Consider the following 21,135-nt stretch of genomic DNA (forward strand, 5'->3'; position numbering starts at 1 on the left):
ATGCTGGAGCTGACCGACGCGCAGATCGGCACCTGGGTCGCCACCTTCATCCTGCCGCTGTTCAGGGTGACGGCGGTGCTGATGACCATGCCGATCTTCGGCACCCGCATGCTGCCGGCGCGCATTCGCCTGTATGTGGCGGTGGCGATTACCGTGGTGATCGTGCCGGCCTTGCCGGCCCTGCCGGAATTCGACCCGCTGAGCCTGCGCGGCCTGCTGCTGTGTGGCGAGCAGGTGATCGTTGGCGCGTTGTTCGGGTTCTCCCTGCAGCTGCTGTTCCAGGTCTTCGTCATCGCCGGGCAGATTGTCGCCGTGCAGATGGGCATGGCCTTTGCCTCCATGGTCGACCCGGCCAACGGGGTCAACGTGGCCGTCATCAGCCAGTTCATGACCATGCTGGTCAGCGTGCTTTTCCTGCTGATGAACGGCCACCTGGTGGCGTTCGAAGTGCTGACCGAAAGCTTTACCACCTTGCCGGTAGGCAACGCCCTGGTTGTCAGTCACTTCTGGGAGCTGGTCGGGCGCCTGAGCTGGGTGTTCGGTGCCGGATTGCTGTTGATCCTGCCGGCCATCACTGCGCTGCTGGTGGTGAACATCGCGTTTGGCGTGATGACCCGCGCAGCGCCCCAGCTGAACATCTTTTCCATCGGTTTTCCACTGACGCTGGTACTGGGCATGGGCATCTTCTGGGTCGGGTTGGCCGACATTCTCTCCCACTACCAGGCGTTGGCCAGTGACGCGTTGCAGTGGCTGCGTGACCTGGCAAGGGCGCGCTGAGCATGGCTGAAAGCGAGAGTGGGCAGGACAAGACGGAAGACCCCACCGACAAACGCAAGCGCGATGCGCGCGAGAAAGGTGAGATTGCCCGTTCCAAGGAGCTCAACACCGTAGCCTCCACCCTGGCCGGTGCCGGCGCGCTGCTGGCCTTTGGCGGCAACCTGGCGGAAACCTTGATGACGCTGATGCGGATGAACTTTTCCCTGCCCCGGGAGGTGCTGACCGACGAGCGCTCGATGGGCATGTTCCTGCTGGCGTCCGGCAAGATGGCCATATGGGCGGTGCAGCCGGTGCTCATGCTGCTGTTCGTGATCGCCTTCGTGTCACCCATCGCCCTTGGCGGGTTCATCTTTTCCGGAAGCCTGTTGCAGCCCAAGTTCAGCCGGATGAACCCGTTGTCAGGTATCAAGCGGATGTTTTCGCTCAACTCGCTGACCGAGTTGCTCAAGGCGATGGCCAAGTTCTTCGTGATCCTGATCGTTGCGCTGGTGGTGCTGGGCAATGATCGCCAGGCGTTGTTGGCCATCGCCAACGAGCCGCTGGAGCAGGCGATCATCCACAGCGTCCAGGTGGTCGGCTGGAGTGCCTTGTGGATGGCGGCCGGGTTGCTGTTGATCGCGGCGGCGGACGTGCCGTTCCAGCTCTGGCAGACGCACAAGAAGCTGAAGATGACCAAGCAGGAGGTCAAGGACGAGTACAAGGACAGCGAAGGCAAGCCTGAGGTCAAGCAGCGCATCCGCCAGTTGCAGCGCGAGGTGTCGCAGCGGCGCATGATGGCGGCTGTGCCCGAGGCCGACGTGATCATCACCAACCCGACGCACTATGCCGTGGCCCTGCAGTACGACCCGGAGAAGGGCGGGGTAGCGCCGTTGCTGGTGGCCAAGGGAACTGACTTCATTGCCTTGAAGATTCGCGAGATCGGCGTCGAGCACAAGGTGCAGATCCTCGAATCGCCGGCCCTGGCGCGGGCGATCTACTACTCCACCGAGGTCGAGGGGGAGATTCCGGCGGGGCTGTACCTGGCGGTGGCGCAGGTGCTGGCCTATGTGTTCCAGATTCGCCAATACCGCTCCGGCAAGGGCAAGCGGCCAGAGCCGCTGAAGCCAGACCTGCCGATTCCGCCGGACCTTCGTCGCGACAACTGATTCTAGCCTGTACCGGCCTCTTCGCGGGCATGCCCGCTCCCACAGGAATATCACAAGGGCTGAGTGTGCGCGGTACTTGTGGAAGCGGGCGTGCCCGCGAAGAGGCCTGTTCAGGCAACATAAATCCATAGCCGAGCAAAGTTGGAAGGCTTCTTGCAAAGCCACGCCCAAGCGCCCCTTGGGCGTCAAAGTTTTGCATCAAGAGGACTCGCGGTGGATCGCACTCAGTTAATCAGCAACGCCCGCAACAACCTGGCCGGGCTCGGCCGGGGCAATCTGGGCGTGCCGTTGCTGCTGCTGGTGATGTTGGCAATGATGATGTTGCCGATACCGCCGTTCCTGCTCGACGTGTTCTTCACCTTCAACATCGCCCTGTCGATCGTGGTCCTGCTGGTCTGCGTGTACGCCCTGCGCCCGCTGGACTTCGCCGCGTTCCCGACCATCCTGCTGGTGGCAACCTTGCTGCGCCTGGCGTTGAACGTGGCCTCCACGCGGGTGGTGATGCTCCATGGCCAGGAGGGCCATGGCGCTGCCGGTAAAGTGATCCAGGCCTTTGGTGAGGTGGTGATCGGCGGCAATTACGTCGTGGGTGCGGTGGTGTTCGCCATCCTCATGATCATCAACTTCGTGGTGGTGACCAAAGGTGCCGGGCGTATTTCCGAGGTGAGCGCACGCTTCACCCTCGACGCCATGCCGGGCAAGCAGATGGCCATCGACGCCGACCTCAATGCCGGCCTGATCGACCAGGCCCAGGCCAAGGCGCGTCGTGCCGAGGTGGCCCAGGAGGCCGAGTTCTACGGCTCGATGGACGGTGCCAGCAAGTTCGTCCGTGGTGACGCCATCGCCGGCCTGCTGATCCTGTTCATCAACCTCATCGGCGGCATGCTGATCGGTATGCTGCAACACAACATGTCGTTCAGCGATGCGGGCAAGGTCTACGCCTTGCTGACCATCGGTGACGGTTTGGTGGCGCAATTGCCATCACTGCTGCTGTCCACCGCCGCCGCGATCATGGTGACCCGTGCCTCCGGCTCCGAGGACATGGGCAAGCTGATCAACCGCCAGATGTTCGATTCGCCCAAGGCGCTGGGGGTGTCGGCGGCGCTGATGATCATCATGGGCCTGGTGCCGGGCATGCCACACATTGCCTTCCTCAGCCTCGGCCTGCTGGCCGGTGGCGGCGCCTACCTGGTATGGAAAAAGCAGCAGAAGGCCAAACTCGAGGCGCAGAAGGAGGCGCAGCGCCAGCAGGACCTGCTGCCGTCGCCGCAGCGCGCGCTGGAGACCAAGGAGCTGGGCTGGGACGACGTGACGCCGATCGACATGATCGGCCTGGAAGTGGGCTACCGCCTGATTCCGCTGGTCGACCGCAACCAGGGTGGGCAACTGCTGGCGCGGATCAAGGGGGTGCGCAAGAAACTGTCGCAGGACCTGGGTTTTCTCATGCCGACCGTACACATCCGCGATAACCTCGACCTGCAACCCAGCGCTTATCGCCTGACGCTGATGGGGGTGATCCTGGCGGAGGCCGAGATCTATCCGGACCGCGAACTGGCGATCAACCCCGGCCAGGTGTTCGGCACGCTCAACGGTATCGCCGCGCGCGACCCGGCATTCGGCCTTGAGGCGGTATGGATCGACATCGGCCAGCGCGCGCAGGCGCAATCGCTGGGGTACACCGTGGTCGACGCCAGTACCGTGGTGGCCACCCACCTCAACCAGATCCTGCAGAAGCACTGCCACGAGCTGATCGGCCATGAGGAGGTCCAGCAACTGTTGCAGGTCTTGTCCAAGGCATCGCCTAAACTTGCGGAAGAGTTGGTGCCGGGTGTCATTTCCTTGTCGGGGCTGCTCAAGGTCCTGCAGGCATTGTTGTCCGAGCAAGTGCCGGTGCGTGACATCCGCAGTATTGCCGAGGCCATCGCCAACAATGCCAGCAAGAGTCAAGATACCGCCGCGCTGGTGGCAGCAGTGCGCGTCGGATTGTGTCGCGCCATCGTCCAAAGCATTGTCGGCGTTGAGTCCGAGCTTCCCGTGATCACCCTTGAGCCAAGGTTGGAACAAATTTTGCTCAATAGTTTGCAAAGGGCCGGGCAGGGCCAGGAAGACGGTGTTCTTCTTGAGCCGAGCATGGCCGAAAAGCTGCAGCGCTCGTTGATCGACGCCTGCCAGCGCCAGGAGATGCAAGGCCAGCCGGCCATTCTCCTGGTCGCTGGCCCGATCCGTGCCATGCTGTCGCGCTTCGGCCGCCTGGCTGTACCGAATTTGCATGTTCTGGCGTATCAGGAAATACCGGATAACAAGCAAGTCACCATCGTTGCCACAGTGGGCCCCAACGGCTGAGGTAGTGGGTTATGCAAGTCAAGCGTTTTTTCGCCGCCGATATGCGTCAGGCCATGAAGCTGGTCCGTGATGAGCTGGGCTCCGATGCCGCCATCATTGGCAACCGCCGCATCGCCGGAGGTGTCGAGCTGACCGCCGCGCTGGACTACAAGCTGTCCGCGCTGGCCCCCCGCGTGCCTAACGTCGCGCTGGAAGAAGAGCTGCGCAAGACCCAGTCGCGCATCGCCACAGCCCAGGCCGAGCTGGACAACCGCGCCGAAGCCAGCGAAGGCAACCGCCAATTGTTCGCCGGCCAGTCGTTGACCGCGGCCGAGCCGTTGATCGAGCCGCACGTGGAGGCGCCGGCACCCGCTGCCGCGCCCACCCCGGCGCCGGTCGACCCGCGCCTGTTCGACGCCATGCGCTCGGAGCTCTCGGGCCTGCGCGAACTGCTCGAAGTGCAGCTCGGCTCGCTGGCCTGGAACCAGCTGCAGGGCAGCAAACCGGCTCAGGCCAACCTGTGGCGTCGCCTACAGCGCATCGGCCTGTCCGGCCCGATCGCCCGCGAGCTGCTCGACCTCACCCAGGAGATCGAAGAGCCGCGTCAGGCCTGGCGCATGCTGCTGGCGCACCTGGCGCGGATGATCGAAGTGCCGCAGATCGAGCCGATCGAAGAGGGCGGGGTCATCGCCATGGTCGGCCCTGCCGGCATGGGCAAGACCACCACCCTGGCCAAGCTGGCGGCACGCTATGTGCTCAAGTACGGCCCGCAGAACCTGGCCCTGGTGAGCATGGACAGCTTCCGCATCGGTGCCCAGGAACAGCTCAAGACCCTGGGGCGCATCCTCAATGTGCCGGTGACCTACGTCGACCCTGGCCAATCGCTGGCAGCAGCGCTGGAACCGCTGCTGCGCAAGCGTGTGGTACTGATCGACACCGCCGGCCTGCAGGCCAGCGACCCGGCCCTGCGCATGCAACTGGAAACCCTGGCCGGGCGTGGCATCGCCGCGAAGAACTACCTGGTACTGGCCACCACCAGCCAGAAGCAGGTGCTGACCGCCGCCTACCATAGCTACAAGCGCTGCGGCCTGGCCGGCTGCATCCTGACCAAACTCGATGAAACGGCGAGCCTCGGCGATGTGCTGAGCCTGGCCATCAGTCATGAACTGCCCGTGGCCTACCTCACCGATGGCCCGCGTATTCCTGACGACCTGCACCTGCCACGCCCGCACCAACTGGTGACCCGCGCGGTCAATGTGCAGTTGCAGGACGAGCCCAGCGAAGAGGCGATGGCCGACATGTTCGCTGATCTCTACCACAACCCGCGGCGCGCGGGTTGAGGATGAAGCGTATGCAAAGTACCTACATTTCGGGGTTGGCAGTCTTGCCCCGCGTGTGGCTTGGGTCCAAGCGAGACAAGGTAAACAACGAACATGGGTAGCATGCATCCCGTACAGGTGATCGCCGTCACCGGTGGCAAAGGTGGCGTCGGCAAGACTAACGTGTCAGTGAACTTGTCCCTGGCGCTGGCTGAACTCGGCCGCCGGGTGATGTTGCTGGACGCCGACCTTGGCCTGGCCAATGTCGACGTATTGCTGGGCCTCACCCCGAAGCGCACCCTGGCCGATGTCATCGAAGGGCGCTGCGAGCTGCGCGACGTGCTGTTGCAGGGGCCTGGCGGTGTGCGCATCGTGCCGGCCGCCTCCGGCACCCAGAGCATGGTGCACCTGGCCCCGGCGCAGCATGCCGGGTTGATCCAGGCCTTCAGCGAGATCGGCGACAACCTCGATGTGCTGGTGATCGACACCGCTGCAGGCATTGGTGACTCGGTAGTCAGCTTCGTGCGCGCCGCCCAGGAAGTGCTGCTCGTGGTGTGCGACGAGCCGACCTCGATCACCGACGCCTACGCGCTGATCAAGCTGCTCAACCGTGACTACGGGATGAACCGTTTCCGCGTGCTGGCCAACATGGCGCAAAGCCCGCAGGAAGGGCGCAACCTGTTCGCCAAGTTGACCAAGGTCACCGACCGCTTCCTCGACGTCGCCCTGCAATACGTCGGTGCCGTGCCTTACGACGAAAGCGTGCGCAAGGCGGTGCAGAAGCAGCGCGCGGTGTACGAGGCCTTCCCCCGCTCCAAGTGCGCCCTGGCATTCAAGGCCATTGCGCAGAAGGTTGACAGCTGGCCGCTGCCTGCCAACCCGCGCGGCCACCTTGAGTTCTTCGTCGAGCGCCTGGTGCAACCCACCAGCGCAGGGCCCGTGCTATGAACGCGAGCGGCTTCAAGATGTACAGCAAAGCGTCGAAAGACGCCCAGTTCGAGCTGGTGGAGCGCTATGCGCCGCTGGTCAAGCGCATTGCCTACCACTTGCTGGCGCGCCTGCCGGCCAATGTCCAGGTCGAAGACCTGATCCAGGCTGGCATGATCGGCCTGCTGGAAGTGGCCAACAAATACGACGCCAGCAAGGGCGCCAGCTTTGAAACCTACGCGGGTATCCGCATCCGCGGGGCGATGCTCGACGAGGTCCGCAAGGGCGATTGGGCACCGCGTTCGGTGCACCGCAATACGCGCATGGTCAGTGACGCGATGCGCGCCGTGGAAGCAAGAACTGGCCGCGACGCTAAAGATCATGAAGTTGCTGCCGAACTCCAATTGAGTCTCGATGATTACTACGGGATCTTGAACGATACCTTGGGCAGCCGCCTGTTCAGTTTCGACGACCTGCTGCAGGACGGCGAGCACGAAGGGCTGCACGAGGACGGCGCCAGTAGCCAGGTCGAGCCGTCACGCGATCTGGAGGACGAGCGCTTCCAGGCTGCCCTGACCGATGCGATCGCCAACCTGCCGGAGCGTGAGCGCCTGGTGCTGGCGCTTTACTACGACGAAGAGCTGAACCTCAAGGAGATCGGTGAGGTGCTGGGGGTCAGCGAATCGCGTGTCAGTCAGTTGCACAGCCAGTGTGCCGCGCGCCTGCGCAGCCGCCTGGGGGAATGGCGGGCGCGTTGAGCCGAGGGTCGTTGCAGTCGTTTTCCACGTTGTACCGAATTGAATGAATACGCGTGCTCGGGGCCGAGCGCGTTTGAGACTGCTTGGAGGTCTACTTGAACAAAGACATGAAAATCCTCATCGTTGACGACTTTTCGACGATGCGGCGGATCATCAAGAACCTGTTGCGTGACCTGGGCTTCACCAACACCGAAGAAGCCGACGACGGCACCACCGCGCTGCCGATGCTCGAAAGCGGCCACTACGACTTCCTGGTGACCGACTGGAACATGCCGGGCATGTCCGGTATCGACCTGCTGCGCAAGGTGCGTGCCCACGATCGGCTGAAAACCATGCCGGTACTGATGGTGACCGCCGAAGCCAAGCGCGACCAGATCATCGAAGCGGCCCAGGCCGGCGTGAATGGTTACGTGGTCAAGCCGTTCACCGCCCAGGTGCTGAAAGAAAAGATCGAGAAGATCTTCGAGCGCGTCAACGGCTGAGTCACGTCAGGGGGGCGCCATGGAATCATCAAATACGTCATTGGGGGAGTTCGAGTCGACCCTCAAGAAGCACGCGCAAGAATTGGTCTCGAGCCTGGAGAAAGGCCACTTCGGCGATGCCGTGCAACTGATCCACCAGCTCAACCAGACCCGAGACCGTGGCCTGTACCAGGAGGTCGGCAAGCTCACCCGTGAGCTGCACAGCGCGATCGTCAGCTTCCAGATCGACCCGCGCATGCCGCAGGCCGAGGAAGTCTCGCAGATCACCGATGCCACCGAGCGCCTGTCCTATGTGGTCAAGCTCACCGAGGGTGCGGCCAACCGCACCATGGATCTGGTGGAGGAGAGCACCCCGGTGCTCAACGAGCTGGCAGCCGAGGCGCAAGGGCTGAGCGTCGACTGGCAGCGCTTCATGCGCCGCGAAGTCGCAGCGCCGGAGTTTCGCGAACTGGTCAAGCGTGTCGACAGTTTCCTGACGCACAGCGCCGGGGGCAACCGCAAGGTCGCCGGCCACCTCAACGACATACTGCTGGCTCAGGACTACCAAGACCTGACCGGCCAGGTGATCAAGCGCGTCACTGCGCTGGTGACCGAAGTGGAAAGCAATCTGCTCAAGCTCGTGCTGATGGCCAGTCAGGTCGACCGTTTTGCCGGTATCGAACATGACCACCAGCAGCTGCGCGCTGAAAAAGATCAAGAAAAACATCCGACTCGGGGTGAAGGTCCGCAGATTCATGCCGATAAGCGTGAAGACGTTGTGTCCGGTCAGGACGACGTCGACGATCTGCTGTCCAGCCTGGGTTTTTAAGGAGCACGTTTAATGAGCTTCGGCGCCGATGAAGAAATCCTTCAGGATTTCCTGGTAGAAGCCGGCGAAATTCTTGAGCAACTGTCCGAGCAACTGGTCGAGCTGGAAAGCCGGCCTGACGATGCCGACCTGCTCAATGCGATCTTTCGCGGTTTCCACACTGTAAAAGGGGGCGCCGGCTTCCTTCAGCTGAATGAGCTGGTGGAGTGCTGCCACATCGCCGAGAACGTGTTCGACATCCTGCGCAAAGGTGAGCGCCGGGTCGACGCGGAACTGATGGACGTGGTGCTCGAAGCACTGGACACGGTCAACAGCATGTTCGGCCAGGTGCGTGAGCGCAGTGCAGTCACACCGGCCACCCCGGAGCTGCTGGCGGCCCTGTCGCGCCTGGCAGAGCCTGCCAGCGCCGATGCCCCTGCGCCGGTGGTCGAGGCAGCGCCCGAGCCTGTGGCGGCCGAGGCGGACATCACCGACACCGAGTTCGAACAGCTGCTCGACTCGCTCGATGCGGTCAAGGCCGAAGCTGCCGCTGCCCAAGCGCAAATGCAGGGCGAGACCCTGAGCGGCTCGGGTGACGACATCACCGACGCCGAGTTCGAATCGTTGCTCGACCAGTTGCATGGCAAGGGCCAATTCTCGCCCGAAGTCGCCGCCGCCGAAGCGGGGGGCGATGCCAGTGCGCCGGTGAGCGACGAGATCACCGACGAAGAATTCGAGTCGCTGCTCGACCAGTTGCATGGCAAAGGCACCTTCCAGGCCGACGCCTTGCCGGCTGCCGCCGCTACTGCGCAAAACGTGGTCGCACCCGCCAGCAGTGACGAGATCACCGAACACGAGTTCGAAGCGTTGCTCGACCAGTTGCACGGCAAGGGCAAGTTCACCGGTGACAGCGCTGCCAGCGAAGCGCCGGTTGCCGCGGCAGAGCCAGTTGCGGCGGTGGCCGAAAGCAAACCGATCGCCAAGCCTGCAGCAGCACCGGCAGCCGCTGCACCGGCTGCGGCTGCCAGGCCAGCAGCGCCAGCCCGTACTCCGGCCCCGGCCGCGGAAAAGCCGGCCAGCGAAGCGGAAACCACCGTGCGCGTCGATACTGCGCGCCTGGACGAGATCATGAACATGGTCGGCGAACTGGTGCTGGTGCGTAACCGTCTGGTGCGCCTGGGCCTGAACAGCGGCGACGAGGCCATGTCCAAGGCGGTGTCCAACCTCGATGTGGTCACCGCCGACCTGCAGACCGCGGTGATGAAAACCCGCATGCAGCCGATCAAGAAGGTGTTCGGCCGCTTCCCGCGCCTGGTCCGCGACCTGGCTCGGCAGTTGAAGAAAGAGATCAACCTGGAGCTGGTCGGTGAAGAGACCGACCTCGACAAGAACCTCGTCGAGGCCTTGGCCGACCCGCTGGTGCACCTGGTGCGCAACGCCGTCGACCACGGTGTCGAGATGCCGGACGAGCGTGAAGCCGCCGGCAAGGCCCGCACCGGCCGCGTGGTGCTCTCGGCCGAGCAGGAAGGTGACCACATCCTGCTGTCGATCTCCGATGATGGCAAGGGCATGGACCCGAGCATCCTGCGCGCCAAGGCCGTGGAAAAGGGCCTGATGGACAAGGACGCTGCCGACCGCCTCAGCGAGTCGGACTGCTACAACCTGATCTTCGCCCCGGGCTTCTCGACCAAGACCGAGATCTCCGACGTGTCTGGCCGCGGCGTCGGCATGGACGTGGTGAAGACCAAGATTTCCCAGCTCAACGGCTCGATCAACATTTTCTCGGCCAAGGGCCAGGGTTCGAAGATCGTCATCAAGGTGCCGCTGACCCTGGCGATCATGCCCACCCTGATGGTGATGCTGGGCAACCAGGCGTTCGCCTTCCCGCTGGTCAACGTCAACGAGATCTTCCACCTCGACCTGTCGCGCACCAACGTGGTCGACGGCCAGGAAGTGGTGATCGTGCGCGACAAGGCGCTGCCGCTGTTCTACCTCAAGCGCTGGCTGGTTCAGGGCCAGGTGCACGAGGAGCAGCATGAGGGCCATGTGGTGATCCTCTCGGTCGGCACCCAGCGCATCGGTTTCGTGGTCGACCAGCTGGTCGGCCAGGAAGAGGTGGTGATCAAGCCGCTGGGCAAGATGCTGCAGGGCACCCCGGGCATGTCTGGCGCCACCATCACCGGTGACGGCCGCATCGCGCTGATTCTCGACGTGCCGAGCATGCTCAAGCGTTACGCGGCACGGCGTATCTGATTTTCGGCGGCGCACCCTGGCGGGTTGCGCCGCCTAATGGAGTGTTTATGGCAGTCAAGGTCCTGGTGGTGGATGATTCCGGTTTCTTCCGCCGCCGCGTTTCGGAAATCCTCTCGGCGGACCCGACGATCCAGGTGGTTGGCACCGCGACCAACGGCAGGGAAGCGATCGACCAGGCACTGGCGCTCAAGCCCGATGTCATCACCATGGACTACGAAATGCCCATGATGGATGGCATCACTGCAGTGCGGCATATCATGCAGCGCTGCCCGACGCCCGTTTTGATGTTCTCCTCGCTGACCCATGAAGGCGCCCGCGTCACCCTCGACGCTCTGGATGCCGGTGCAGTGGATTACCTGCCGAAGAACTTCGAAGACATCTCGCGCAACCCAGAGAAGGTCAAGCAGCTGCTGTGCGAGAAGGTGCACACCATCTCGCGCAGCAACCGCCGTTTTGGAAGCTACGCCAGCCACGCGCCGGTCAGCGCACCTGCGCCGGCCAGCAGCCATGCACCCGCCAGCAGTCTGGCCAGCGCCGCGCCGGTGCGTGCTGCTGCACCTGCCCGTGTGCCGACGCCGGCACCGGCTGCATCACATTCCCCGGCACCCAAGCGCAAGCCTTACAAGCTGGTGGCGATCGGGACTTCCACTGGCGGCCCGGTGGCCCTGCAGCGGGTGCTGACCCAGTTGCCGGCCAGCTTCCCGGCGCCGATCGTGCTGATCCAGCACATGCCCGCTGCCTTCACCAAGGCGTTCGCCGAACGCCTCGACAAGCTGTGCAAGATCAGCGTCAAGGAAGCCGAGGACGGCGACGTGCTGCGCCCGGGCCTGGCGCTGCTGGCCCCCGGCGGCAAGCAGATGATGATCGACGGCCGTGGCACGGTGAAGATCCTGCCAGGCGACGAGCGCCTGAACTACAAGCCGTGCGTGGACATTACCTTCGGCTCGGCCGCCAAGTCCTATGGTGACAAGGTGCTGTCGGTGGTGCTCACCGGCATGGGCGCCGATGGCCGTGAAGGCGCACGCCTGCTCAAGCAGGGCGGCAGCACCGTGTGGGCCCAGGATGAAGCCAGTTGCGTGATCTATGGCATGCCCATGGCCATCGTCAAAGCCAACCTGGCCGACGCGGTGTACAGCCTGGATGAAATCGGCAAACACCTGGTCGAGGCTTGCGTCTGATGGATGTGCTCAGCCTGATTGGCCTGATCCTGGCGTTTGTCGCCATCGTCGGTGGCAACTTCCTCGAAGGTGGCCACGTGGGGGCCTTGCTCAATGGCCCGGCCGGCCTGATCGTGCTCGGTGGCACCCTGGCGGCGGCCTTGCTGCAGTCGCCGTTGCCGGCATTCAAGCGCGCTTTGCAGATCTTGCGCTGGATTTTCTTCCCGCCGCGGGTCGATCTCGCCGGTGGTATCGACCGTGTGGTCAACTGGAGCCTGACGGCGCGCAAGGAAGGCCTGCTCGGCCTGGAAGGCGTGGCCGATGCCGAACCTGACCCATACGCCCGCAAGGGCCTGCAATTGTTGGTCGACGGTGCCGAGCCGGAATCGATCCGCAGCATCCTCGAAGTCGACTTCCTGACCCAGGAAAGCCGTGATATCCAGGCCGCCAAGGTGTTCGAGAGCATGGGCGGCTATGCCCCGACCATTGGTATCATCGGTGCGGTCATGGGCCTGATCCACGTCATGGGCAACCTGGCTGACCCGTCGCAGCTGGGCAACGGCATCGCCGTGGCCTTCGTCGCCACCATCTACGGCGTGGCCAGTGCCAACCTGATCCTGCTGCCGATCGCCAACAAGCTCAAGGCCATCGTCCTGCGCCAGTCGCGCTACCGCGAGATGCTGCTCGAAGGCCTGCTGTCGATTGCCGAGGGTGAAAACCCGCGCTCGATCGAGCTGAAGCTACAAGGCTTCATGGAGTAAGCCATGCGCCGTCGCCGTCATACCGAGGAGCACGAGAATCACGAACGCTGGCTGGTGTCGTACGCCGACTTCATCACCTTGCTGTTCGCCTTTTTCGTGGTCATGTATTCGATCTCCTCGATCAACGAGGGCAAGTACAAGGTCATTTCGCAAGCGCTGCTCGGGGTGTTCAACGACCCTGAACGCAGCATGAGGCCGATTCCGATCGGGGATGAACAGCCGCTCAGCGTGAAACCGGCGCAGCCGCTGATCAAGGACAGCGAGCAGACCGATGCCGGCCTGGCGCAGACCAGCGTCGACCCCTTGAAAACCATCAGCGACGATGTGCGCGATGCCTTCGGCGATTTGATCAAGTCCGACCAGATGACCGTGCGCGGCAATGAGCTGTGGGTGGAGATCGAGCTTAATTCATCGCTGCTGTTCGGCAGTGGCGATGCCATGCCCAGCGACCAGGCGTTCGCCATCATCGAGAAGGTCGGCAAGATCCTCAAGCCGTTCGCCAACCCGGTGCATGTCGAGGGCTTCACCGACAACCTGCCGATCCGCACGGCGCAGTACCCGACCAACTGGGAGCTGTCGGCAGCGCGGGCAGCGAGCATCGTGCGGCTGCTGGCCATGGAAGGGGTCAACCCGGCGCGCATGGCCTCGGTGGGCTATGGCGAGTACCAACCGGTGGCCAGCAACGACAGCGCCGAAGGGCGTGCACGCAATCGTCGGGTGGTGCTGGTTATTTCCCGTAACCTCGAAGTGCGCCGCAGCCTGACCGGCTCGGGCAGTGCCAACGCCACTGCGGATGCTGCGCTGCGTCGTGCTGGCACACAAAGTGCACCGCCAGCTCCAGCAGCGACGACGGCGAGATGAGCCGTCAATTCTCCGTCACCGCATGCCCTGGGGCAGCCGGCGACACCAATGAGACAAGAGTTGTCCTATGAGAGTCTGGGCAGTAGCCAATCAAAAAGGTGGCGTGGGCAAGACCACCACCACTATCGCCCTGGCCGGCCTGCTGGCCGAGGCGGGCAAGCGCGTGGTCGTCGTCGATCTCGACCCGCATGGCTCGATGACCAGCTATTTTGGGCACAACCCGGATGCCCTGGAGCACAGCTGCTACGACCTGTTCCTGCACAAGGGCAGCGTGCCCGAGGGCCTGCCGGGGCAGTTGCTGTTGCCGACCAGCGATGAGCGTATTTCGCTGCTGCCTTCGAGCACGGCGCTGGCGGTGCTGGAGCGTCAGTCGCCAGGGCAGAGTGGCTTGGGGCTGGTGATCGCCAAGAGTCTGGCGCAGTTGTGGCAGGATTTCGACTTTGCGCTGATCGACAGCCCGCCATTGCTGGGCGTGCTGATGGTCAACGCCCTGGCTGCGAGCCAGCAGCTGGTGATTCCGGTGCAAACCGAGTTTCTTGCAGTGAAGGGCCTGGAACGCATGATCGGCACCTTGGCCATGGTCAACCGTTCGCGCAAGCAGGCGTTGCCGTACCAGATCGTGCCGACCCTGTTCGACCGTCGCACCCAGGCCTCGCTCGGCACCCTGAAGGTGCTGCGCGATACCTACGAGCATCAGGTGTGGCAGGGCTACATCCCGGTCGACACGCGCCTGCGCGATGCCAGCCGCAATGGCGTCACGCCGTCGCAGTTCGATGGCAAGAGCCGCGGCGTGATCGCCTATCGGGCACTGCTCAAACATATGCTGACCTACAAGCCCGCCGCGCAGGTGGCCTCATGAATCGACCTGTCGGCACCAAGCCGCAACTGGCCCTGCAGTCCTACCTTGATGGGTTGCTGCAGGAGGCCACCGAGGCCGAGGATATCCTCGAATTGCCAAGCTCGGTTGCACAGCCCGCAGCGGATGATGAGTTCGCCGCCGCCGTGCGTGAAGAGCAGGCACGCGACGCGAATCCGCCGACACTTGCCGCCAAGCCTTTTGCCGAGCCGCAGGTGAAGGTGCTGCCCGCCGTGCTGCCGGTCGAGCAGCCTGTGGTGGCGGTGGTCGAGGCGCAAGTGGTGGCTGAAGCCAGCATCCCGGTGCTGACCGAAGTGCCCACGCCGGAGCCGGTAGCACCGCTGGTGGACGTGCACCTGCCAGCGGCCGGTATGGCTGACATACCGACACCTCCGGCCAGCGTCGATGGCCGCCCGGCCTGGGCGGCCGAGCCGTTCGAGTGCCTGCTGTTCGACGTTGCCGGGTTGACCTTGGCAGTGCCGCTGGTATGCCTGGGCTCGATCTACAGTCTGGAGGGCCAGGAGTTGACGCCGCTGTTCGGTCAGCCGGACTGGTTCCTCGGCATCCTCACCTGCCAGGCCGGCAACCTCAAGGTGCTGGACACCGCGCGCTGGGTGATGCCCGACCGCTACCGCGACGACTTCCGCCAGGGCTTGAACTACGTGATTTCCGTCCAAGGCTACGAATGGGGCCTGGCGGTCCATCAGGTCAGCCGCTCGCTGCGCCTGGACCCGGCCGAGATCAAGTGGCGCAGCCAGCGTGGCCAGCGCCCCTGGTTGGCCGGCACGGTCATCGAACACATGTGTGCACTGCTCGACGTCGCCGAACTGGCCGAGCTGATCGCCAGCGGTGCGGTCAAGCAGTTGCATGGCAAACAGAAATAACACCGAACACAACCGCCAACAGCGGATTTAGAGGGCTAGGGGAATGAAAAAGTCGTCTGCGCAAGGTTCTGAAGATCCGATCCTGCAGTGGGTAACCTTCCGTCTGGACAACGAGTCCTACGGCATCAATGTCATGCAGGTGCAGGAGGTGCTGCGCTACACCGAGATCGCTCCGGTACCGGGCGCGCCAAGCTACGTGCTGGGCATCATCAACCTGCGTGGCAACGTGGTGACGGTAATCGACACCCGCCAGCGCTTTGGCCTGATGCCGTCGGATGTGACCGATAACACCCGTATCGTCATCATCGAGGCTGACAAGCAAGTGGTCGGCATCCTGGTCGACAGCGTCGCCGAGGTGGTGTACCTGCGCCAGTCGGAAATCGAAACGGCGCCGAACGTGGGCAACGAGGAGTCGGCCAAGTTCATCCAGGGCGTGTGCAACAAGAACGGCGAACTGCTGATCCTGGTCGAGCTGGACAAGATGATGACCGAGGAAGAGTGGTCCGAGCTGGAGAACATCTGAGTTGATCTTCGAGGTGGCGGTAATCTTGCTGGCGTTGCTGTGGGCCCTGAGCCTGTGGTTCTTCCTGAACTACAGCAAGCGCCAGCGCGAACTGGCGGCGCAGCAGGCCGTGGGCGATGCCCTGCGCGACCAGCGCATCAAGGACCTGGCCAAGCGCCTGGATGACTACCAGAACGGCACCGTGCGCATGGGTGAGGCACTCCATGAACTGCGCGCGACCGTGGCACCGCTGCCCGAGAGGCTCCAGCAACTGGAGCAGCGCGACCCCAACAGCGTGACCTTCACCCAGGCCGCCAGGCTGGTGGGCATGGGTGCCAGCGTGGCGGAGCTTACCGAAACCTGTGGCCTGACCCAGGCCGAGGCGGAGCTGATGAGCAAGCTGCACCGCGGCGAGTGAAGGTGACAAAGGGTTTCGGATGCCGTCAGTGCACCCAGGATTGGTTCGCGCCAATCCTGGCAATGCGGTCCAACGCCAGCAGATATCGCCTCGTTGCTCATCGGCTACCGGGTGCTGCCCAGCTGTGCGCCTGGCCCATCTGGGCTACCTGGTCCAGTGGTACGTGTTCACGCAGCACGGCATTGAACAGGTTGATATTGAGGGTGGCATGGATGTCGTAGATGGGCGACACCAAGAGGTTGCACAGCTCGCGCAGTTGCTTGAGCCACGGCAACTGATCGTCGATGACGTCGTTCAGCACGCCTGGCCCGCTGATCAGGCTCAGCCGCCGGGCGTAAGCCTGGAATGGCAAAGGTTGCAACAGGGGGTCGGGACGGCTCAGGTAGAAGTCGGGCGCCATGTGAAAGCGCTCTAGTATCCGTTCGGATATTGCGTCGAGTGTGGGGTTGGCCGGGTGGCTGCCGATCATGCTGCTGTTGTACTTGATATACATGCCCATCTGGTCGTTGGACACCGGAGGTGAGAGCAGCAGGCCATCTGCGGTGGTCTTCAGTTCAAGGCGTTGCAGCGGTAGCTCGGTCCGGGTCCCGGTTGCCAGCAGCAGCCGATCATCGGCATCCAGGTACAGCCCCCCGTAATGTGAAAGCAAGCGGTAGCGCAGGATGTCGCAGGCCGAGCTGAAGTTGCGTGCCACGCCGCCATTGCCATCGAGCGCTGCCTGATACTGCGGGAAATAGGGCGATTGGGAAAATGCCTGGAAGAAGTCCTGGTCCTCCAATGGCATCAGCAGGGCCTGGTCAACTCGGTGCTCGCGTAATAGACGCAGGTTGGTCAGGTAGGCCGGGCGGTTCTGCCGTGACAGGAAAATCTGAAACCGATAGGGCGAACCGCGCAAGGCGTGGGCGTTGTGGACCAGTGCCTGCAGGAACTCACCTTCGAGTACCTTGTCCCCCAACCAGACACTGCTGACGATTTGCGGAATCGGCGTGCGTTTGAGCTGCGCGTACGGCGCATAGTCGACCGGCAGTTGCAGGTTGATGCCCAGGGCATGCAACGTGGCCTTGCGCTGCGCCTCGCTGGCGATACGCCGTTGCGTGGACAGCACGAGGGCCGGATCGCCTTCGGCCTCGATGATCCAGCGCGGTGGGTTGATCAGTTTGATATCCCGCAAGCGGATGAAGCTGTCACTGGCGAACTCGTAGTGTACCCATTCGCTGGTTACCTGGCCGTTGTGCTGTATCCAGGCAGCGAAACGATGACCCAGGTTCTCGTCGATGCGGGTGACCAGCGCTGAGATGGCTCCCGAGGAAATGTGCGCCTGCTCGCGAAAGGCCAACTCGGCCGGTTCGAGCTCCACCGCTTGAACTTGTGGCGCAGCGCCGATTGGCGCGCCGAGCAGTTCGCCAAGGCGCTGGCTGCTGAAAAAGCCCGGGCGGGTGAAGCGAAACACCTCAGCCGGCCGCCCCAACAGGTTGCCGCCGGCAGGCAGCGCATTGAGCAGGCCGAATACCTGTGTGCTGACGCTTTGCTCTTTTTGCCGCAGGCTCTTGCCATTGATCGCGGCATCCAGACCCAGACCGAACTGAGCAAGGCCGCCGACGACCAGCAGCGGGGTCAGTTCGGGCAGCACGATGACCAGCGGCGCGAGCAGGGTGGTGACCAGGCCGAGGTAACCGGCCCAGTGCGCCTTGTTGATGTCGTGGTTGCTGGTGATCTGGCTGTCGGCGTCGGCGTAGGTGCGCTGCTTTTGCAGCAGGGTCAAAGCCTCGAAGAGCTCGCCCTGGATCGGCGGGCTGTACTTGTCGGGCCGATAGTTGATGACCTCGCCTGGTGTCCACACACCACTGGTGGTGAACCCTGGATGGTTGACCGACAGGCGGTGCGGCCGGGGATACAGGCCGAGCCCCTTGAGCGCCGTGTCCAGCCCGCTGAAGTCCAGGCCGTCCGGCCAGTCGGCACGGTTGAAGTGACTGCGCAGGGCGAGCCGGCTCGCTTCGTCCCGGCACTGCGCGGCGATCCACTGCTGCAGCGCGGCAAGGTTGGCGAACTCGTGGAAGGGGGCCGCGTTTCCGGGAATGTACAGCACTACCTCAGGTGCCGATACATGGCTGAGCAAGACGATGCTCGATGACCTGTAGCCATAGATATTGAGCATGCTCGAGCGCACGTCCTCGCGTGGCACCAGCCCTGCGGCACGCCAGATCATCAGGCGGCTGGCCGGGGTCAGGCTGCCGTGCAGGATTTGCTGATTGCAGGCGGCGATGAAGGCGATGCGGATGGCCCGCTGGTAATGCGCCTGGCGCTTGAGCCAGTAGGCGTCGAGCTGGGCCTTGAAGTCGTTGTGAAAATGCAGGCTCCAGATGTAGATCTGGAAGTCCTCCGCACGTATGGCCAGGCGTGTGTCCGGTGCGTAGCGGGGCGGTTGGGTGCGCCGGTAGAGCCCATTGAACACCAGATACGACGGGGCGTTGGAAAATAGCCCAGGTGGCTCCAGTCGCTCGACAATGTGCAGCTCGGTGCTGGGCGCCAGGCCTGCCCAATCACCATAGTGAAAGCCACCATAGCCTTCGGCGCTCTCGCCCTGCCAGTTGTTCAACAGTGCCTCGACCAGGTTCAGGCGCTGGGTGATCACGGCGTTCTGCCTGGTGTATGCGCGGCCCTCGCCGAGCGGTTCGCTCTGGTAGTGGAGGCTCACCACATCGACATCCAGTGGAGAGTCGCTGAAGCCTTGGGTGGCGAGCCAGCCGGCCAGCTTGCTGCGTGCCAGCTGGTCAGGGCGCGGCAGGTCGTGCAAGGCCTGGCGCACCAGGTCGAGGTGGGGTGCAGGTAGGGGAAGCATGATGAAGCCCTCATGATCGAAGAGGGCCCAGTGTGCGAAGCGCGGACGGTGCCGGGCGCTAGATAGTGCTATCGGCTGGCGGCAGCCCGAGAATCGCGGGTGAGATATCGCGCGGTTGCACGGGAGCATCGTCGAACCCTGGCGGCACCTTGCCGCGCAATTGCCAGGCGAAGGCGATGATCTCGGCGATGGTCAGGTACAACGCTTCGGGGATCTGCTCGCCCAGCTCCAGGCGCGCCAGCAGGCGAACGAGTTCGGCGTTCTCGTAGATTGGTACTTCGTATTCGCGGGCCAGGGCCAGGATCGCGTCGGCCAGCTCGTCATCACCTTTGGCGGTCAGTGTCGGAGCCTGCTGGCCGTCGTAGCTCAGGGCGATGGCCTGGCGTGGTTGCTTGTTGCTCATGCGGTTTCGTCCACCCAGCGTTGCTCCACCCGCGTGCGCGGGCCCTGTGGCGCAATGCCAGGGTGGCATTCCAGGTCGCCGACGTCGAGGCCGCGGGCCAACAGGCGTTCGCGCAGGTTGCCGAGCTGGCTGTCGACCAGTCGTGCGGTCTGTTCACGCTCGGCCCAGAGCTGGCCGGACAGCCGCCCCTGGAGCAGTTGCGCCTGCACCTGCAAAGGCCCCAAGGGTGCCAGGTCGAATGCCATCTCGATCCGCCATAGCGCCTGCAGCGGGTCGTGCGGTTCGTGCTGCTGGCGTTCGGCTTGCTGTTCCGGGGTTTCCTCGCGCTGCAGTTTGACTTGCAGGGGAATGAACTCCTGGCCGTGGCGGATCGGTACTTCTGTCTGCCAGGTGGTCTGCAGGTTGCCGTTTTCCAGCGTGCCGGATTGCTGCAGGCTGCTCAGGGCGTGGCTCTGCAAGCGCGAGATCGCGGCGGCGGCCAGGCGCAGCAGCTGTTGCAGGTCGCCTTCGTTTTCCATGGCCTGCAACAGCCTCGAGGGCAGGGGAAAGGCCCCTGGCGGTGTCCTTGGGCTGACCCGGTCAAGCATGCCCAGGGCACTGCGGGCCATGGCCGGTAGTGCTTGGGCCAGGGTGGCGGAGGCGGTCATCGGGCCGCTGGGGGCGTTGCTCGACGCCTGTGCCACCAGCCTGACCAGCTGCGCTTTGAGGTCGGTGGCCACGTTGGCGCCAAGGCCGCCGAGCAGCTTGGCCTCCAGGAACGCCCCACTGTTGTTCAGGGCCTGGGCGAGGGCTTTGCCGTCACTGAGTTGGCGGGCATCCGGCAGGTTGGCCAGCAGGCTGTTGGCGGTGTTGCGCAGCTCGCTGTCGCTGACCGGACTGTTGGCAATCTGCTGCAGCGCGCTTAGCAGGCCGGGCAAGGAAGCCTGGCGGCCTTGCTGGGCAAGCAACTGCTGGGCGATGTTCAATTGCTCCTGGCGCCCGCTGAGCGGCACGAACCGCAGCGACTGGTCGCCTTGCACCAGGGCGCTGAGCAGGCTGCCGATCGGCAACGGGCGCGGGCTGTCGATGGCCAACGTAGCGCCGGCCTGAGCGGTATTGAGCAGGCTGACCAGCGAGCGGAAGGTGGCCGCTTCACCCACGGTCTGGGGCAGCGCCTGGTTGGTCAGGACCTTGCCCTGCAGCAGGGTACCGACCGGCACCTTGCCGGTGTCCAGTTGGGTGAGGGTGGCGATGTTGCTGGCATTGGCTTGTTGCACCATGACGGCCAGGCGATTGCTCTCCGGCTGGCTGACGGTTAACTGGCTGCCTGGCGGGATCGGCTGGTTGGCAGTGGCCTGGACCTGGGTGCGGCTGCCACTGCCCTGGAACACTTGCAGCACCAGCTGGAAGGTACTGCCATTCTGGCGCATCGTCAGCACTTCGGCCTGAGCGGTTTCGCCTGGCTTGAGCAGGCCCGGCTGCGCCTGGGTCAGGTTGAGCAGTTCACCGGTCAGCTGGGCCTTGATCGCTTGCGGATTGATCGCGGTTTGTGCGCCGAGACTATTGATTTCAGTCATGATTGTATACAACCTGTGGAGCCCGCCCTCTTGGCAGCGTGGCAGCACATGTAATAATGCCTGCCGCCTGTCACTGCCAGTATAACGGCAGCGAGGTGGGCGACTTGAGAAGCTATAGATAAGGCGAA

At 63.7% G+C, this 21,135-nt stretch carries 19 protein-coding genes; 16 read left to right on the top strand and 3 right to left on the bottom strand.

Features of this window, described 5'->3' with window-relative positions; genetic code table 11:
- The 16 genes from fliR (at position 1) to ACTORR_RS22550 (ending at position 16,209) form a co-directional block, all read left to right on the top strand.
- A complete protein-coding gene (fliR, locus tag ACTORR_RS22475; RefSeq protein WP_313365924.1) occupies positions 1 to 777 on the top strand; it encodes a flagellar biosynthetic protein FliR in 777 nt (258 codons plus the stop codon).
- Between the two features lie 2 nt (positions 778 to 779).
- Entirely contained in the window at positions 780 to 1,922 is a 1,143-nt protein-coding gene (gene flhB / locus ACTORR_RS22480) for a flagellar biosynthesis protein FlhB (protein WP_054884186.1), read from the top strand.
- 213 nt (positions 1,923 to 2,135) lie between these two features.
- Entirely contained in the window at positions 2,136 to 4,265 is a 2,130-nt protein-coding gene (flhA, locus tag ACTORR_RS22485; RefSeq protein ID WP_054884185.1) for a flagellar biosynthesis protein FlhA, read from the top strand.
- 11 nt (positions 4,266 to 4,276) lie between these two features.
- Positions 4,277 to 5,584, top strand: coding sequence for a flagellar biosynthesis protein FlhF (gene flhF / locus ACTORR_RS22490; RefSeq protein ID WP_054884184.1), 1,308 nt, complete (start codon positions 4,277 to 4,279; stop codon positions 5,582 to 5,584).
- A gap of 93 nt (positions 5,585 to 5,677) precedes the next feature.
- On the top strand, positions 5,678 to 6,511 hold the full coding sequence (gene fleN / locus ACTORR_RS22495) for a flagellar synthesis regulator FleN (RefSeq protein WP_054884183.1): 834 nt from the start codon (positions 5,678 to 5,680) through the stop codon (positions 6,509 to 6,511).
- Positions 6,508 to 7,248 carry an RNA polymerase sigma factor FliA gene (gene fliA / locus ACTORR_RS22500; protein ID WP_054884182.1) on the top strand — a complete coding sequence of 247 codons (741 nt, stop codon included), beginning with the start codon at positions 6,508 to 6,510 and terminating at the stop codon, positions 7,246 to 7,248. The genes fleN and fliA overlap by 4 nt, the downstream gene beginning before the upstream one ends.
- Before the next feature lie 107 nt (positions 7,249 to 7,355).
- On the top strand, positions 7,356 to 7,730 hold the full coding sequence (locus tag ACTORR_RS22505; protein WP_099814199.1) for a chemotaxis response regulator CheY: 375 nt from the start codon (positions 7,356 to 7,358) through the stop codon (positions 7,728 to 7,730).
- 19 nt (positions 7,731 to 7,749) lie between these two features.
- Complete coding sequence (locus ACTORR_RS22510; RefSeq protein ID WP_313365583.1) at positions 7,750 to 8,538, top strand: protein phosphatase CheZ; 789 nt, start codon at positions 7,750 to 7,752, stop codon at positions 8,536 to 8,538.
- Positions 8,539 to 8,550: 12 nt separating this feature from the next.
- On the top strand, positions 8,551 to 10,770 hold the full coding sequence (locus tag ACTORR_RS22515) for a chemotaxis protein CheA (RefSeq protein WP_054884179.1): 2,220 nt from the start codon (positions 8,551 to 8,553) through the stop codon (positions 10,768 to 10,770).
- 47 nt (positions 10,771 to 10,817) lie between these two features.
- Positions 10,818 to 11,948, top strand: coding sequence for a protein-glutamate methylesterase/protein-glutamine glutaminase (locus ACTORR_RS22520; protein ID WP_099814196.1), 1,131 nt, complete (start codon positions 10,818 to 10,820; stop codon positions 11,946 to 11,948).
- Positions 11,948 to 12,688, top strand: coding sequence for a flagellar motor protein (locus ACTORR_RS22525; RefSeq protein WP_054884177.1), 741 nt, complete (start codon positions 11,948 to 11,950; stop codon positions 12,686 to 12,688). The genes ACTORR_RS22520 and ACTORR_RS22525 overlap by 1 nt, the downstream gene beginning before the upstream one ends.
- A gap of 3 nt (positions 12,689 to 12,691) precedes the next feature.
- Positions 12,692 to 13,549 (top strand): flagellar motor protein MotD, encoded by an 858-nt coding sequence (motD, locus tag ACTORR_RS22530; protein WP_313365586.1) that lies wholly within the window; start codon positions 12,692 to 12,694, stop codon positions 13,547 to 13,549.
- 67 nt (positions 13,550 to 13,616) lie between these two features.
- Complete coding sequence (locus tag ACTORR_RS22535; RefSeq protein ID WP_054884175.1) at positions 13,617 to 14,408, top strand: ParA family protein; 792 nt, start codon at positions 13,617 to 13,619, stop codon at positions 14,406 to 14,408.
- Entirely contained in the window at positions 14,405 to 15,289 is an 885-nt protein-coding gene (locus ACTORR_RS22540; protein ID WP_262109599.1) for a CheW domain-containing protein, read from the top strand. Before ACTORR_RS22535 ends, ACTORR_RS22540 begins: the two co-directional genes overlap by 4 nt.
- A 43-nt stretch (positions 15,290 to 15,332) precedes the next feature.
- Entirely contained in the window at positions 15,333 to 15,812 is a 480-nt protein-coding gene (locus ACTORR_RS22545) for a chemotaxis protein CheW (RefSeq protein WP_016393802.1), read from the top strand.
- A gap of 1 nt (position 15,813) precedes the next feature.
- The gene (locus tag ACTORR_RS22550) at positions 15,814 to 16,209 is read left to right on the top strand and encodes a DUF2802 domain-containing protein (RefSeq protein WP_054884173.1); all 396 of its coding nucleotides are present in this window, start codon (positions 15,814 to 15,816) and stop codon (positions 16,207 to 16,209) included.
- 97 nt (positions 16,210 to 16,306) lie between these two features.
- Here ACTORR_RS22550 and ACTORR_RS22555 read toward each other — a convergent pair whose 3' ends face one another.
- From ACTORR_RS22555 to fliK, 3 genes are read right to left on the bottom strand one after another with little or no spacing between them, the layout of a single operon-like run.
- A complete protein-coding gene (locus ACTORR_RS22555; RefSeq protein ID WP_313364509.1) occupies positions 16,307 to 19,048 on the bottom strand; it encodes a dermonecrotic toxin domain-containing protein in 2,742 nt (913 codons plus the stop codon).
- Positions 19,049 to 19,106: 58 nt separating this feature from the next.
- Positions 19,107 to 19,451, bottom strand: coding sequence for an EscU/YscU/HrcU family type III secretion system export apparatus switch protein (locus ACTORR_RS22560; protein WP_054884171.1), 345 nt, complete (start codon positions 19,449 to 19,451; stop codon positions 19,107 to 19,109).
- Complete coding sequence (gene fliK, locus ACTORR_RS22565; protein WP_313364510.1) at positions 19,448 to 21,007, bottom strand: flagellar hook-length control protein FliK; 1,560 nt, start codon at positions 21,005 to 21,007, stop codon at positions 19,448 to 19,450. The genes ACTORR_RS22560 and fliK overlap by 4 nt, the downstream gene beginning before the upstream one ends.
- Between the last annotated feature and the right edge of the window lie 128 nt (positions 21,008 to 21,135).

The sequence above is a fragment of the Pseudomonas sp. SAR267 genome, from assembly GCF_052077595.1.
GTDB lineage: Bacteria > Pseudomonadota > Gammaproteobacteria > Pseudomonadales > Pseudomonadaceae > Aquipseudomonas > Aquipseudomonas vlassakiae.